The sequence below is a fragment of the Siminovitchia acidinfaciens genome, assembly GCF_003605385.1.
Lineage (GTDB): Bacteria > Bacillota > Bacilli > Bacillales > Bacillaceae_C > Siminovitchia > Siminovitchia acidinfaciens.
Window position 1 is genome coordinate 38876 of the sequence record NZ_QYTV02000009.1, and the last position, 15646, is coordinate 54521.

Annotated in this window: 15 protein-coding genes; 12 read left to right on the forward strand and 3 right to left on the reverse strand. The window is 42.7% G+C overall.

What is annotated here, in order from left to right; translation table 11 throughout:
* The first annotated feature begins 8 nt into the window (after positions 1-8).
* The 4 genes from D4T97_RS16395 (at position 9) to D4T97_RS16410 (ending at position 3923) form a co-directional block, all read left to right on the forward strand.
* The gene (locus D4T97_RS16395; protein WP_126051851.1) at positions 9-980 is read left to right on the forward strand and encodes a YncE family protein; all 972 of its coding nucleotides are present in this window, start codon (positions 9-11) and stop codon (positions 978-980) included.
* On the forward strand, positions 980-1654 hold the full coding sequence (locus tag D4T97_RS16400) for a response regulator transcription factor (RefSeq protein WP_126051852.1): 675 nt from the start codon (positions 980-982) through the stop codon (positions 1652-1654). The genes D4T97_RS16395 and D4T97_RS16400 overlap by 1 nt, the downstream gene beginning before the upstream one ends.
* The gene (locus D4T97_RS16405) at positions 1651-3057 is read left to right on the forward strand and encodes a sensor histidine kinase (RefSeq protein WP_126051853.1); all 1407 of its coding nucleotides are present in this window, start codon (positions 1651-1653) and stop codon (positions 3055-3057) included. Before D4T97_RS16400 ends, D4T97_RS16405 begins: the two co-directional genes overlap by 4 nt.
* Positions 3058-3137: 80 nt before the next feature.
* Positions 3138-3923: a FixH family protein gene (locus tag D4T97_RS16410; RefSeq protein WP_126051854.1), complete on the forward strand. Its 786-nt coding sequence runs from the start codon at positions 3138-3140 to the stop codon at positions 3921-3923.
* Between the two features lie 248 nt (positions 3924-4171).
* On the opposite strand, the gene thrB is transcribed toward D4T97_RS16410, so the two are convergent.
* The 3 genes from thrB to D4T97_RS16425 are packed head-to-tail and all read right to left on the reverse strand — an operon-like array spanning position 4172 to position 7442.
* Positions 4172-5083 carry a homoserine kinase gene (gene thrB, locus D4T97_RS16415; protein WP_126051855.1) on the reverse strand — a complete coding sequence of 304 codons (912 nt, stop codon included), beginning with the start codon at positions 5081-5083 and terminating at the stop codon, positions 4172-4174.
* Positions 5080-6141 (reverse strand): threonine synthase, encoded by a 1062-nt coding sequence (gene thrC / locus D4T97_RS16420; RefSeq protein ID WP_126051856.1) that lies wholly within the window; start codon positions 6139-6141, stop codon positions 5080-5082. The genes thrB and thrC overlap by 4 nt, the downstream gene beginning before the upstream one ends.
* Positions 6138-7442: a homoserine dehydrogenase gene (locus D4T97_RS16425; protein ID WP_126051857.1), complete on the reverse strand. Its 1305-nt coding sequence runs from the start codon at positions 7440-7442 to the stop codon at positions 6138-6140. The genes thrC and D4T97_RS16425 overlap by 4 nt, the downstream gene beginning before the upstream one ends.
* Before the next feature lie 326 nt (positions 7443-7768).
* On the opposite strand from D4T97_RS16425, the gene D4T97_RS16430 reads away from it, so the two are divergent.
* From D4T97_RS16430 to D4T97_RS16465, 8 genes are all read left to right on the forward strand, one after another.
* A complete protein-coding gene (locus tag D4T97_RS16430; RefSeq protein ID WP_126051858.1) occupies positions 7769-8740 on the forward strand; it encodes an alpha/beta hydrolase in 972 nt (323 codons plus the stop codon).
* Between the two features lie 152 nt (positions 8741-8892).
* A complete protein-coding gene (locus D4T97_RS16435) occupies positions 8893-9510 on the forward strand; it encodes a DNA-3-methyladenine glycosylase (RefSeq protein WP_126051958.1) in 618 nt (205 codons plus the stop codon).
* A gap of 375 nt (positions 9511-9885) precedes the next feature.
* The gene (locus tag D4T97_RS16440) at positions 9886-10671 is read left to right on the forward strand and encodes a hypothetical protein (RefSeq protein WP_126051859.1); all 786 of its coding nucleotides are present in this window, start codon (positions 9886-9888) and stop codon (positions 10669-10671) included.
* A 5-nt stretch (positions 10672-10676) separates the two neighbouring features.
* Entirely contained in the window at positions 10677-11057 is a 381-nt protein-coding gene (locus D4T97_RS16445; RefSeq protein ID WP_126051860.1) for a GntR family transcriptional regulator, read from the forward strand.
* Positions 11047-11757 carry an ABC transporter ATP-binding protein gene (locus tag D4T97_RS16450; RefSeq protein ID WP_126051861.1) on the forward strand — a complete coding sequence of 237 codons (711 nt, stop codon included), beginning with the start codon at positions 11047-11049 and terminating at the stop codon, positions 11755-11757. The genes D4T97_RS16445 and D4T97_RS16450 overlap by 11 nt, the downstream gene beginning before the upstream one ends.
* 5 nt (positions 11758-11762) lie before the next feature.
* Complete coding sequence (locus D4T97_RS16455) at positions 11763-12686, forward strand: ABC transporter ATP-binding protein (protein ID WP_126051959.1); 924 nt, start codon at positions 11763-11765, stop codon at positions 12684-12686.
* Complete coding sequence (locus tag D4T97_RS16460) at positions 12679-13635, forward strand: ABC transporter permease (RefSeq protein ID WP_126051862.1); 957 nt, start codon at positions 12679-12681, stop codon at positions 13633-13635. Before D4T97_RS16455 ends, D4T97_RS16460 begins: the two co-directional genes overlap by 8 nt.
* 213 nt (positions 13636-13848) lie before the next feature.
* The gene (locus D4T97_RS16465) at positions 13849-15513 is read left to right on the forward strand and encodes a peptide ABC transporter substrate-binding protein (RefSeq protein ID WP_235872293.1); all 1665 of its coding nucleotides are present in this window, start codon (positions 13849-13851) and stop codon (positions 15511-15513) included.
* Positions 15514-15646: the final 133 nt, after the last annotated feature.

The following is a 15646-nucleotide window of genomic DNA, read 5'->3' on the forward strand; positions in this document are numbered from 1 at the left end:
GTGAAACAATGAAAATAGAGCGTGTGTTTTTTATCTGTTTGGCAGTATTATTGATATTGTCAGGCTGTCAGGAAAAGAATCACCAGCCGATTGATGAAGAGAAATCATTTGCAGCCACTTTGAATGTGGGGGACTTCAGTATAGACTTTTTAAATGAAGCAGGAGAGAAGATGGCACGCTGGGAAATGAAAAAGGCATACACCGGCGCAACGCTTCTGCCTGATGGAGATACATTGATCCTTTATGGACCGGAGCTTGAGGAAGTTGATTTTTATTCTCTGAAAGCAGGCTCTATAACTAAGAGTTTTAAGACAGACAAAGGCATATGCAATGTCATTTACTTAAAAGAAGGCCAGATTTTTGCTTTGGCAGATAAAAATCAAAACAAGATCCGCTTTTTTAACGGAGACGGGGATGAGGTCAAAAGTGTAAAAACACCTGAATATCCAATGGCGATGAAGGCAGATGGAGAGTATCTGTATGTGGCATCTTTCAAGGGTGGAAAACTTACGATCATCAACCTGAAAAGTCATGAAATAGATAATGAGTTCGATATTCCTACATCTTCTGCAGGACTGCTCCTGCGTGAAAAAGAAAAAGAGATTTGGGTAGGCGGGCATGGAAAAGAGGATAAGCCTCAATCAGCCATCTCTATATTCTCTTTAGAAATGGGGAGTTTGGTAAACGAGGTGCCTGCACCTTTGATGCCTGTTGCTTTTTATGAAAATGATAAAGGAATATATGCGTTAAGCCATGGGACCAATATGCTTTATCATTATAATTCTAATAAGGAATTGATTCAGCAAACAGAAGTGGGGGCCAATCCGTTTTCGATAGAGTCATTAGACGGCAAGCTTCTCGTTGCTGGTTTTGACAGTGAAAAGCTCTACTGGGTCAATCCATTAACACTGGACATTGAAAAGGCTGTCGATGTCGGGAAAGGGCCATTTGTTGTTTTTACGAGAGAGAAGGTGAATTGATGGTACACGTGTTGGTCGTGGATGATGAAGAAGAAATGAGAGACCTGATATCCATGTACTTGCAAAATTCAGGATATCGCACAACCGAAGTCGATGGATTCGAGCAGCTCCAGCATGCTTTTTCAAAAGAAGGGCCGGACCTGATTCTACTTGATATCATGCTCCCCGGTACGGACGGATTTGAAATTTGCGAGAAAGTCCGTGAAGAGAGCAATGTTCCGATCATATTTTTATCTGCAAAGGGAGAAGAATGGGACAAGGTGAAAGGGCTGAGGCTGGGGGCGGACGATTATATTGTCAAGCCATTTTCGCCTGGGGAGCTAGTGGCAAGAATAGACGCGGTATTAAGAAGATCCGCATCCAATAAACCCCAAGCTGTGACGGAACACGGATGCTTTCTGATGGATGAAGAACAAAGGAAGCTTTTCGTGATGGGCGACGAGGTGCAATTGACCTTTAAAGAATTTGAACTGCTCAAAGTGATGATGGAATATCCGGGAAAGGTCTATTCTCGGGAAGAGTTGCTTGAAAAAGTATGGGATATCGCCTACCAGGGAGGACTTCGGACAGTCGATACGCATATAAAAACCCTTCGGATGAAGGTAGGGGAGGAAGCAGGCCGGTATATACAGACAGTGTGGGGTTGCGGCTATAAATTTGAGGTGCCGCAATGAAAATTGGTTTGACGCGAAAAATATCGATAGCCTTGGTCATAGCCTTTATTGTATCAATTTTATATGCTTCATTATTTTCATATTTTTTATATGAGCGTCTGTATGTAAATAACCTGAAAACGGAAATGCTTGAAACAGGGGAGAGGCTTGCTCACTCCTATGAGAGCGGTCCGGTTTCTGACACTTTTATCGATGAAGTGAATTGGTTTGGGAGGAAGTCTCAGTTTGAGGTGTTTGCTGTAAAAAATCCACGAGAATTGAGTATGTGCCTCCCGTTTGATGTAGACTACGAGACCCTGATCAGTGGAGAGGATCGCACAGCACTCTTAAAAGGCGAACCGGTTTATAAAAAAGGACATGTAGAGCGTTTGAATCGGGATGTCATTTCGGTTGCTATTCCACTTTTGGACGGAAAAAGACTTGAAGGAATTATATATTTATACTACCCGCTTGCCAATCTGAGTGAAATGACACTGCATTATTCCATTTATTGGGTTGCTGGAGCTGTTTTATTTTTGGTTATTGCCTTAACCTTATGGAATAAGTGGCTGAAGAAGACATTTAAACCTTTAAAGGAAATGAGGGTGGCTGCCGGGGAATTGTCGGACGGCAATCTGTCTGTAAGGGTGGCTGACTATCCCGACGATGAAATTGGCCAGCTGGCTCATACATTCAATGAGATGGCCGAATCCATCCAAAAGGAAGACGAACGAAAAAAGGAATTTTTAGCAAATGTTTCACATGAACTGAGAACGCCTCTTAGTTATATTAAAGGTTATATGGAAGCCATACAGACAGGCGTTGCTCCTCAAAAAGACAAGGAAAAGTACAAACAGATCATAATGCGTGAAGCTGCACGGATGGAACGGCTTGTAGATGATCTTTTGGATTTGGCAAAATTCGAATCAAAGGAATTTACATTGAACAAAATGCCTGTTCCGCTGGCTCAAACCATCGAAGAATCGATAGAAAAGGTGAACCAGCGGGTGCTCCAAAAAGGTATTCATCTGGAGAGGCGGTTGAACTATGAGTTGATCGCCGAAGTGGATGAGGAGCGTTTGGAACAGATGCTGTTGAATTTGCTTGACAATGCCATCAGGCATACCGAAGACGGCGGAAGGATCTCAGTAACATTATCATTAAAGGATGAATCGCTTGGATTAATTACAATAACTGATACCGGAACTGGCATGCCCGAAGAAGATTTGAAAAAAATCACGGAACGGTTTTACAGGGTCAATAAGGCTAGAACAAGAAAAGAAGGCGGGACTGGGCTGGGATTGTCAATCGTAGAAAAACTGGCAAAACTGCACGGCGGATCGCTCCAAATTGAAAGCGAAATTGATAAAGGAACATCTGTGTTTATCAATCTTCCGATTATGCCTGTTTCATTCGATAAATAGATGCGAGGATTTCACTTGTTGCACACAATCCTGTTGTAAAGTTAAGTGTAGCGTTGATCATTGTTTTGGAGGGAAACTGAATGAAATTTAAACTTTGGCCGATTGTAATCGGAATGTTGGTTCTTATTTTAGCCGCTTGCGGCAAGGCGGGAAATGAGGAGTCAGAAGATGATATTCCAAAACCGTTGGATGTGGAGCTGGAATTGCAGGAAACGGCAGATGTAAATGAAGCTGTACCTTTTAAAGCAATTGTTACGCAAGGTGATGAAAAAATAAAAGATGCCGATGAAGTTGAGTTCGAAGTATGGGAAGAAGGAAAAAAAGAAGACAGTGAAATGATCGAAGCAAAAAACAATAATGACGGCACTTATGAAGCGGAGAAGTCTTTTGATACAGACGGCGTGTACACTGTACAGGTACATGTGACAGCAAGAGGATTGCATACGATGCCGAAAAAAACAGTGAGCGTCGGGGAAGGGGCTCCAGCTGAAGAAGAGGGAGACCATCATCACGGAGAGCATGGGGAGCATGAACACCATGATGGTGATGATCACGGCCACCACCATACTGAGGGGTTTAGTATGCACTTCATGGAGCCAAAGAAGGTAGAAGCAGGAAAGAAAACTGAGCTTATGGTTCATCTTGAACTTGAGAACCAACCTATGGAAGCTGCCCGTGTCCGCTTTGAAATTTGGAATTATGACATATCAGACAAACATGAATTTGTGGATGCGAAGGAATCAAAACCGGGAGAATACACAAGTGCCTTCACATTTAAGGATGCTGGAAAATACAACATTCAAATTCATGTGGAAGATGATAAAGATTTGCACGAACATGAAGAACATGAAATTGAAGTAAAGTAAATAACAAAGGCGGAAGCGCCTGTTCATCGACGTACAGACTGGAGTGCCTCCAACGAGATAAAGGAAACACGGCGACAAAGGAGCCGATGTTGACTTATCGTAGGCGGAAGCGCGAAGTCTGCTAGTCGATAGGCGCTGGAGCTGGATGAAGCATATACCGATTAACAAGTTATCCACAAACATAAAATTTTATAGTTTGCTAAACCATAAAAAAAGGAACGTTCGCGTGATGTGAACGTTCCTTTTTTTCACTTGCAAAGTTGTAGCTTCTCAACCCGTAAACCGTTTCGATCGACTTCCATCAGTTCAACGGAATAGTCTGGCAAAACCGCCTGCATCCCTTTTACAATTGATTCTCCGGTCCCTTTTGGAGCAAAAGAAATCATTGTCGGTCCAGCACCGCTGATAACAGTACCGTAGGCTCCCATTTCTTTTGCAGCCTGACGAATTTCATCATAGTTTTGGATCAATGAAGCTCGGTACGGCTCATGAAAAAGGTCGGCTTCCATCATTCTGCCGGCCAGCTCATAATTGCCGGAAATAAGTCCTGCAATCATGACATTTCCAATCCCGCTTGCAGCCGTTGCATCAGTGCGGCTGAATGTTTCGGGAAGGACTTTTCTGGCTGTTTCTGTCTTCAATTCAAAATCAGGGATATAAAGGACAAGATCCATGTTAAGATTGCTAGTTTGGAAATACTCAACTTTGTCCGTTTGCTTGGTTTCTGCTGTGATGATCAGCCCTCCGAGCAGCGCCGGAGCAACATTGTCCGGATGGCCTTCAAACTTTGTGGCCCACTCCAGTTTTTGCTCTTGGTTTAGCTCCAGTCTGCAAACCTGGTTGGCCAGCTCAATTCCGGCAACGACTGCGGAGGCGCTGCTGCCCATGCCGCGGGCCAAAGGAATCTCGCTTTCAACTATCACCTTACAAGGAGGAAGGACGGCTTCAAATTCCGAAGCCATCCTTTCCGCCATCTGATAAATAAAATGATCTTTAGCCGCTTCCGCAGGAGGAAGATGCTTTGATCGGTGTTCAAACATCCATTCGCTGCTCTCTTGGACGTGCAGCGTCAAATAACGGTTCAATGCCATTCCGGCAGAATCGAATCCGGGACCGATGTTAGCGGAGCTTGCCGGAACAGAAATTGTGAAGCCGTTCATGCATTAACAACACCTTTGATATAGTCTAGAATCACGTCTTCCTTGTTCGGCAGGACAACTGGATCGTATTCGATTTGAGAAATGGCAGTTTGCGGATCTTTTAACCCATTTCCTGTCAATACTGCTACTACCTTGCTGCCTTTTTTGATGCTGCCGTTTTTCACTTGCTGAAGTACACCGGCAATGGATGCGCATGATCCAGGCTCGGCGAACACGCCTTCCTTGCGGGCGATCAATTGAAATGCTTCTAAAATTTCAGCATCTGTAACGGACTCGATTTTACCTTCGGATTCGTCTCTTGCAGCCGTTGCAAGGTTCCAGCTTGCAGGGTTTCCAATCCGAATGGCGGTTGCTACAGTTTCAGGATTTGCGATAGGCTCACCTTTGACAATCGCCGCTGCGCCTTCTGCTTCGAAACCGAACATTTTAGGAAGTCCAGTCCGCTTTTCTTCGTTGTATTCTTTGAAACCTTTCCAATAGGCGCTGATGTTTCCAGCATTCCCTACAGGGATTGCCAAAACGTCCGGTGCAGCGCCAAGCTGGTCGCAAATTTCGAACGCAGCTGTTTTTTGGCCTTCAATCCGGTAAGGATTGACTGAGTTTACAAGTGTGACAGGTGCTGTCTCGCTGATTTTGCGGACCATTGTCAAAGCTTCATCAAAGTTGCCTTCGATTTCTACGATTTCCGCACCGTACATCATCGCTTGCGCTAGCTTACCGAGTGCGACTTTTCCGTTTGGAATCACGATGATCGCTCTGATTCCTGCTTTAGCAGCATAAGCCGCCGCAGCCGCTGATGTATTTCCAGTGGAAGCGCAAATGATTGATTTGCTTCCGTCTTCCACAGCCTTTGCTACTGCCATTACCATACCGCGGTCTTTAAAAGATCCAGTAGGGTTTGCACCTTCTACTTTTGCGTACAATCCGATTCCCAATTCTTCTGATAAATGGGCCAGATGTACTAAAGGAGTATTACCTTCCTGAAGTGTTAATCTTGGTGTTTTTTCTGTCACAGGCAAATATGTTTGATAATGCGAGATCAGGCCCGGCCAGTTCATTTGTCTCCATTCCCCTCTACACGATAATAACTGATAACGTCTTTTACTACTGACAAATCTCTAAGCTTCATTAGAGCTTCTTGGAAGTTATCCAAGGAAACTGTATGCGTTACGATGATAATCTCAGCCAGTTCCCCTTTATTGAGCGGAGTTTGCAAGATTTTCTCAAAGCTGATATCCAACTCGTTGAATAAAGTTGTGATTTGAGAAAATGCTCCGACTTCGTCTGCCAAGTGAAGTCTGAAATAGAATTGTCCAAAACGCTCCTGAGGTGATTTTAACACACTTTCATATCTAGGGGCTACAGCACTTTTTCCATTCACTTCAAGCAGCAAATTTTTAATGACTGCTACAACGTCAGCCATGACCGCAGTAGCGGTTGGCAAGCTTCCTGCTCCAGGTCCGTAGAACATTGTTTCCCCAACAGCTTCACCCTGGACATAAATGGCATTATATTCGTTTTTCACAGAGGAGAGCGGATGGCTCTTGGATAAAAATGTAGGCTGGACACTTACTTCTAGTTTATTGTCATCAACTTGGGCAAAACCGATCAGTTTCATTGTATAGCCCAGCTTTTGTCCATAATGCAGGTCTTCAAGGGATAGTTTGCTGATACCTTCAACTTCAACGTCATCAAGATCGACGCTCGTAGAGAAGGCGAGTCTGGCAAGGATGGCCATTTTTCTCGCTGCATCTAAACCTTCGACGTCAGCTGTTGGATCAGCTTCCGCAAATCCGAGTTCCTGCGCTTTTTTCAACGCATCCTCATAGGACTGACCTTCTTCTTCCATCTTTGTTAAAATGTAATTAGTTGTACCGTTAACGATACCCATTACTTTTTTCAATCGGTCGGACACAAGCCCTTCAGTCAATCCGCGTAAAATTGGGATACCGCCGCCGACACTCGCTTCGTAGAAAAGGTCAACGCCGTTTTCAACAGCTGATTTTTGTAATTCAGGGCCGTGCAGGGCGATCAAGTCTTTGTTCGCAGTAACCACATGTTTTTTAGCTTGGATTGCTTTTGTGATGTGCTCTTTCGCTTCTTCAATTCCGCCCATGACTTCCACGACAAGATCGATTTCAGGGTCCTGCAGTACATCATCTGGGTTAGAGGTGAGGAAGGTCTGGCCAATTTGAATGTCTCTTTCTTTTTCTGTGTTCCGTACAAGAATGCTTTTCACTTTAACACCGCATCCGAGTTGATGTCTTAACTCATCCTGGTGGTTTTCAACTAATTGAACTACACCGGAACCAACAGTTCCCAAACCTAATAATCCGATAGATACATAGTCTTTCTTCATTAAAAATCCCTCACCTTTCTGTCTGTCTGTAAAATACATTTGTTTTTATATAGTAGACATTTAAAGGTTAAAAGTCAAGGTGTATTTTTATTATTACGGGGAGAATACCGCCAGCATAAATATTAGGAAGCACACCACAATAGGTGTAACGAGGCTGTTAAAACAACCGCGTAGGGATTTTTTCTTATTGGAACAGCATTGTTTGCCGTTTGAATATGCACTTGGATTTTTTGTGAACAGATTGTGACTGGGTTAAAAAGAGGAGTTTAACTATTTTTCTCGAAATATTATTTGTTAGATTGTAAAACTTGAGGAGGAATCCGATCATGCTGGGACCAACAAATACTACACCAGTCACCGGCAGGAGGCCGGGCATACGAAATAAAAAGAAAGCCGCGTGGATTGCCATTGTTTCAATCATTTTGCTGGCCTTTGGTGTTAGTGTCGGAATTTCCGTATATGTCGGAACGAATTTGACGAAGCCGGAGAAAAAGGCGATAGATATTTTACCAAGCGATTATGAAATGGTTTATAAGGATATTGAATTCATGAGCAAGGATGCAAAAACTAAGCTTTCCGGATGGGTGTTGGAGCCGCCGGTTCCTGCGAAAATGAATGTGGTCTTCGCGCATGGCTACAAAGGGAATCGCTATGAAGAGAATATCCCGTTCTTACCGTTGGCCAGTAACCTTCTTGCCGATGGATACCGTGTTATCATGTTCGATTTCAGGTATGCCGGGGAATCGGAAGGGGAGATGACGACCGTCGGGGTAAAAGAAAAGCTTGATCTACTTGGGGCTATCGATTGGACGGCTGAACATTATGATGAGCCTGTTGGGCTATTGGGCATTTCCATGGGAGCGGCCACATCAATCTTGGCTGCAGCAGAATCTGAAGATGTCATAGCTGTGGTTGCTGACAGCCCTTTTAGTGACTTGCATAACTATTTAAAAGTGAACATGCCTGTATGGACTGATCTGCCCAATTTTCCGTTCACCCCTTTAATATTGACCCTTATTCCGTTCATGGCGGATGTGGATCTGCATGATGCAAGTCCTATCAGTGTGTTGGACAAGGTTGCACCCAGGCCTGTTCTTTTTATTCATAATAGAGGAGATGCATCAATTCCATATACTGAAAGTGAAATAATGGCAGAAAAAGACCCTGATCATTTTGCATTGTGGCTGACGGATGGGGATGGTCATGTGAAGTCCTTTGAACAAAATTCAGAGGAATATGTCGATAAAGTAAGAGGTTTTTTTGACAAGGCATTGCAAGAAGGAGAAGCCCGGCCGTAAATACGCTTTTAGAGAACCAACCGGTAAAAATGTCATTCCACTTGGGGATGGGCGCTTTAGTGTCCTGGAATATAATTATCTGGAAATATATGAATATGATTCTGATCATAATAAAGAAAGGAAGGTTAAAGAAGTTTCGCTCGATGAACAAAATGAATGATTATGGAGCAGGTGTAGGAACTTTGTATAAAATCGAACCGCTTAACAAAGGATTTTTCCAACAGCCGACTATTGAATTGGCTCAGTCACTTTTGGGCTGCCTGCTTGTAAAAGAAACAAGAGATGGCGTGTCCGCTGGATATATAGTTGAAACGGAAGCATATAAAGGTCCTGATGACCGTGCTGCGCATAGTTATGGAAACAGGAGGACAAAGCGAACGGAAGTCATGTTTGGCAAAGCAGGTGTCGTTTACACATACACAATGCATACGCACTGTTTGATTAATGTGGTAAGTGCGGGAATTAATGAACCGGAAGCCGTATTAATCCGGGCATTAGAACCTTATGCGGGGATTGAATTGATGAAGCAGCGGCGTCCCATTGATAAAATGAAGAATTTGACGAATGGTCCAGGGAAATTGACAAAAGCGATGGGAATCACAATGGAGGATTACGGCTTGAAATTTTTCGAGCGACCGCTGTTTATCAGCGAAGGATACACCCCTGAAGACATAGCACGAGGGCCCAGGATCGGAATTCCTAATACCGGTGAGGCACGGGAGTATCCGTGGCGTTTCTGGGTGAAGGGAAATGAATTTGTTTCAAGGTGAAAGAATAAGATGAAAGGCCAGGGCTGCGAGCAGCTCTGGCCTTTTTCTGTTTGAAAGCATTTTTTGTGGAATTTGCTTATAGGGTTTTGAAAATACAATCCGGAAACGAGAAATACTTTCCGGATATTGCAAATACTGTCCCTGAAACAAAAATACTATCCAAAATTCAAAAATACTATCCAAAAACCACAAATACTGTCCGATTTATAAATTGCTTTCGGAAATTCAATTGTCCTGGTCCGTACAGCCGCTTTTCCCTCAATTGAACAGGCCTTCCTTTTAAGAAATAGACAGAAAAATGGGTTTGACATGTATATTTGTATTAGTGTACTATCTAATTAATACACTAATACAAAGTTGACGGAGGGCAAAATAATGACTGCATTTATCGGGTTGTTGAAAAAGGACTTAAGCTTAATTAGATTCTGGTACATGGTTTGGCTGGCGTTTATGATCCTGGGCATAATTGCGGTTTATGGTATATCGAAAGGCGTATCCGAGCCGAGCATACTTGTTCCTTATCTTGTTACAATGGGCAGTTTTCACGTATTTCTCGCACCCATTGCATTGCTTTATATGTTAAACATTGAAGGGAAAACACAGTTGTGGCTGTATAACCCTCAAAACAGCACAAAATTATTGTTATCGAAAATTTGCAGTGCAACGGTAATTCAGTTGATCGCACAAGTGATCATTTCCTTATTTGCCGTCATTGTCATGAAAATTTTGCAGGACAATGGATTGATTGAGCACTTTAGTGATTTCCTTCCATTTAAACAAGGTTTTTATATGCAATTGGGCATTTTCGGAGTGTCTATGTATATGTCCATATGGGTCATTTTTCTTTGGACTGTTTACCACTCACTTGGAAAATATCCTTCAATCAGGAATTTTCGCTGGCTTGCCGTGGTTCTTGTCTGGCTGGCCTACAATTTATTTGAAGCTCTTCTTGCTAAAACCAAGGTAATCCAAAACCAACTGTTTTACTTTTCAGTAAATGTCGATATTGCCCCTCAGATGAATTATGAGACGAAGGAAGGCTGGAAGATACTTTATGCCGATGCATCAGTGCCGGTAACTGCGATTGTTTTATATGTCATACTGTCTGTGATATTTTTCCTCCTAGCCAGTTGGCTGCTTGATAGGAAAGTTGAGGTGTAAGGGACATGGCCAAAGATTTTGAGGCATCAAAACCGATTTATATACAAATCACAGAAAAGATTTTTCAAAGGATTATCCGTGGAGAAATCAATTCTGGTGAAAAACTGCCGTCTGTAAGGGAAATGGCTGTTCAGTCGGGTGTTAGCCCAAATACGATACAAAGGGCATATTCCGAAATGGAAAGGATGGGTATTGTGGAGACAAAGCGTGGACAGGGGACATTCGTCATTCAAAGGGAAAGTATTGTGGATGAATTGAAGGAATCCATGCAAACCGAAGTGATCGGCCAGTTTGTTAGAAATATGGAGGAATTAGGATTTTCGAAACAGCAAATGATGAGCGGTTTGAAGAACTACTTGGAGGAAGGTGAGCAGGGTGAGTATTGAGTTAAACGGAGTAACGAAAAGATATGGAGCAGAAAAGGCCCTTAACGATGTTACATTTCATTTTAAACCTGGAAAAATTTATGGGCTGCTCGGCCCGAACGGAAGTGGAAAGTCCACCACTTTGAAATTGATTACGGGACTCGTCTATCCAAACAGCGGAACGGTCTCAGTATTAAAGGAAACGGTGACAAGGAGAATCAGCAAAAATGTAGCGTACCTGACGGAGCTCGATATGTTCTATGATTCTTTCACATCAGGAAAAATGATTGATTTTTATGATACACAGTTTCCGGATTTTGACCGCGAAAAAGCATTCAAACTTCTTCAGGAGATGGAGCTTTCGCCGGACAAGAAAATTAAGCAATTATCCAAAGGGAATAGGGGACGGCTGAAGCTAGTTCTGACATTGGCCAGGGATGTCCCGGTAGTTCTGCTAGATGAACCATTTTCCGGTCTGGATCCGATGGTGAGAGATTCGATTGTAAGAAGCCTTCTCACAAACATTAATTTTGAAAAACAGACTGTCATTATCGCTACACATGAGATTGACGAAATCGAGCCGATCATGGATGAAGTCATTGCTATTTACAACGGAGATATTATTGGTCATGAAAATGTAGAAGTGCTTCGGGAGGAACAGGGCTTATCCGTTTTAGAGTGGTTCAAGTTGACGATGGTAAATCAAGGAAAGGCAGTGTGATACAGATGACAGCGGTCGTTGAGCTGCATAATGTGACGAAAACGATTCGGAACAGAAAAATTATTGATGATTTGAGCTTTGAGGTTAAAGAGGGAGAAGTGTTTGGCTTCCTGGGGCCCAATGGTGCCGGAAAAACAACGACTATCAGGATGATTGTCGGCTTGATCGGGATGACGGAGGGCGAAATTAAAATTTGCGGAAAAAGTGTCGGCAAAGATTATGAGAGTGCCATCAGTCATGTGGGTGCAATAGTAGAAAACCCGGAGCTATATAAGTTTTTGAGCGGCTATCAAAATTTGAAGCAGGCCGCCCGCGCGAACAAAGGCGTAACTAAAGAAAAAATTGATGAAGTTGTTGAGCTTGTCGGCCTGACCGAAAGAATCCATGACAAAGTAAAAACGTATTCTTTGGGGATGCGGCAAAGGCTGGGCATTGCACAAAGTCTCCTTCATGATCCCAAAATCCTCATTCTAGATGAACCGACAAATGGACTTGATCCTGCCGGCATCAGGGAAATCAGGGATTATTTAAGGGATTTGGCCAGTAAGAAAAATCTCGCTATCATCGTTTCCAGCCATTTGCTGGCGGAAATGGAAATGATGTGTGACAGGATCGCCATCATTCAAAAGGGTAGGCTGATCAATGTACAAAATGTAGTGACTGATGAGACCGATTCTGATAAAAAACAATATTTTTGTGATGTAAATAAACGCAACGAAGCTATTAAGATATTGACAAGAAGTGGAATCCAGGCAGTAAAGCATGAAAAGGGCATTCAAGTTTTACTGGAATCATGCGAGGTTCCGGATATGTTGCGTCTATTGCTGGATCATGATGTGCTTGTTTTCGAAATCAGTCCACTAAAAAAATCTTTGGAAGATAGATTTTTAGAGATCACAAATAAGTCGGAGGTGGCAGCCTTTGTTTAATTTGGTTATAAATGAATGGGAAAAAATTTTTAGGCAGGTCAGCACCTATATAATGATTGGATTTCTTATTCTGGTTCTGATTATTACTGCCGGGATGACCAAATATCTTGAAGGCAAAGAAAAAGCGCCTTCCACTGATTGGAAGCAGGAGCTGATGGCAGAGAACGAGTCCTTGAAGCAGAATCATGAAGGTGTGCAGATAATGACTCCCTCCATGAAGGAATTCATTCATAAGCAGGTGGCTGTCAATGAATATCGGATAAAACATGACCTTCCGCCAGCATCTGAAAGCACAGTATGGACATTCATTAATGATTCAACTTCTCTGATTCCCTTCGCCGGATTGTTCGTTTTAATCATTGCAGCGGGCATTATCGCCAATGAATTTTCGTGGGGTACGATCAAAGTATTACTAGTAAAGCCGTATAAACGCTGGAAAATATTACTGTCAAAATATATTGCCGTCAATTTTTTCCTTCTGCTCATGCTCACCATCCTGTTCGTATGCTCGGGAATTGCCGGAGCAGTCCTGTTTGGGACCGGGGACGCATCAAATAATGTTCACTTGGCATATGTTGGTGGCCAGGTACAGGAACAGAGCCTGTTTTTATATTTGCTCAAGTCATATGCATTCAACTCTCTCAGCGTCTTCTTGCTTACTGCGATGGCATTTATGATTTCAGCTGTCTTCAGAAACAGTGCGCTGGCTATCGGCCTGTCAGTGTTCCTGCTTTTTGCAGGCGGCACGTTGACAAATTTATTGGCCAGCAAATTTGAGTGGGCTAAGTACAGCCTGTTTGCCAATACGAATTTAATGCAATACATTGATGGAATGCCAATGGTTGACAGTATGACGATGAAGTTTTCCATTATAGTATTATTGACCTACTTTTTCATCTTCCAAGTTTCAGCATTCATCTTCTTTACAAGGCGTGATGTGGCGGTTTAATCGAAAAAAGTCGAATTACGCAACTATAATCCTAGTATAAAAATCTGACAAAATTAATTTGATAGTATAATAAAAGTTTGAAAGTCTTCCCCCTTTTTTGATATATTATTGTTGTAACGAAAAAGTAAACGATTGCAAAGGTCTTAAGATTAATAGAGCAATCGTTTTGCTTATCCGTTGCCAAAATATCGAAAAGGGGGATTAAATGTGAAGATGTCACGCTTTGCTTTAATGGGGTTTGTAACCGCATTCATGTTGTTGCTGGGCGGCTGCTTCAGCGGCGAGACTGAGTCGAAGCCTGATTCATCGGGTGGAGAAAAGTCTGGTGAAGAACAATCCGACGGCAAGAAAGTGTTGAATCTGAACAACAACGAAGAGCCGGGATCCCTGCATCCAGGTACAGCACAGGGAACTCATGATTCGTGGATTTTGGAGCATGCCTTTGAAGGATTGACAAAGAAAACTCCGGAAGGAGAAATTGTTGACGGCATGGCAAAGGATTGGGAGGTCAGTGATGACGGCATCACGTGGACATTCAATCTGAAAGACGATGTGAAATGGTCCAACGGCGACCCGGTGACTGCTCATGATTTTGAATATGCATGGAAACATGTACTCAATCCTGAAACCGCTTCAGAATATGCATATCAAATGTATTATCTTGCAGGCGGGGAGGAGTACAACAGTTCCGAAAACAAAGATGAATATGCTGATTTGGAAGAAAAAGTGGGAGTTAAAGCATTGGATGACCATACACTTGAGGTCAAGCTTGCTGAACCGACTCCGTACTTCCTTGATTTGACATCTTTTTATACCTATTATCCTGTGAACAAAAAGGTCCAGGAAGAGAACCCTAAATGGGCTCAGGAAGCAGATAGCTACGTTTCAAACGGTGCATTCAAGCTGACTGAATGGAACCATAAAGAAAGCATGAAGCTGGAAAAGAATGAAAACTATTATGACAAGGACAAAATCAACCTGGATGAAGTCAACTTTGTCATCATTGACAACGCTGACACTGCATGGCAGATGTATCAGGCTGATGAGCTTGATCTCGTCTATCCGCTGCCTCCAGATGTACAGGGGGAGCTAAGCAGCAAAGACGATCCTGAGTTTGAAATCGCTCCGGATTTGGCTGTTTACTACTACAACTTGAATAATGAAGTGAAGCCGTTTAACAACGTAAAGGTAAGAAAAGCTTTGTCTATGGGGATTGACCGTAAGACGCTTGTTGAGCACGTTTCCCAAGGCGGACAGCAGCCGGCTTACGGCGTGATTCCAGGAGGAATACCTGATGCCGAAGGTGATTTCCAGGAAAATTCCGGAGACCTGTTTAAAGAAGATGCAGAAGAAGCCAAAAAGCTTCTAAAAGAAGGACTTGCTGAAGAAGGCATGGATAAGATGCCTGAATTTACAATTACGTATAATACCGACGAAAACCATAAAAAGATAGCTGAAGCCATTCAAGAGATGTGGCGTAAAAATCTTGATGTACAAGTTACCTTGGAAAACGTGGAATTCCAAGTCAAGCTTGACCGTGAAAAAGCAGGAGACTACGACATTTCACGTGCCGGCTGGGTAGGCGACTATGTTGACCCTATGACATTCATGGATCTATGGGTAACCAACGGCTCCTTTAATGATGCTAACTGGAGCAACAAAGAATATGACAAGAACGTGAAATTTGCAAAATCCTCCATGGATGAGAAAAAACGTATGGAAGCTTTGCATAAAGCAGAAGAAATTTTAATGGATGAAATGCCAATTGTTCCAATTTATTTCTACACGAAACCATTTACAGTTAAACCGCATGTAAAAGGCGTCTTTACACCAATTAACCGTTATCCGCAGTTCATTTATGCTGATATTGAAAAATAATCGCATCCAAAAATCGAGGTATGCCGTCCTTGGCATACCTGGTTTTTGGTCTGATGGAAAAAAAAGACGGTTTTTGACTCTATAAAACTATCATCGATGCATGGGATTCAGCAGGAAAAAAGCTCTTGAGAGA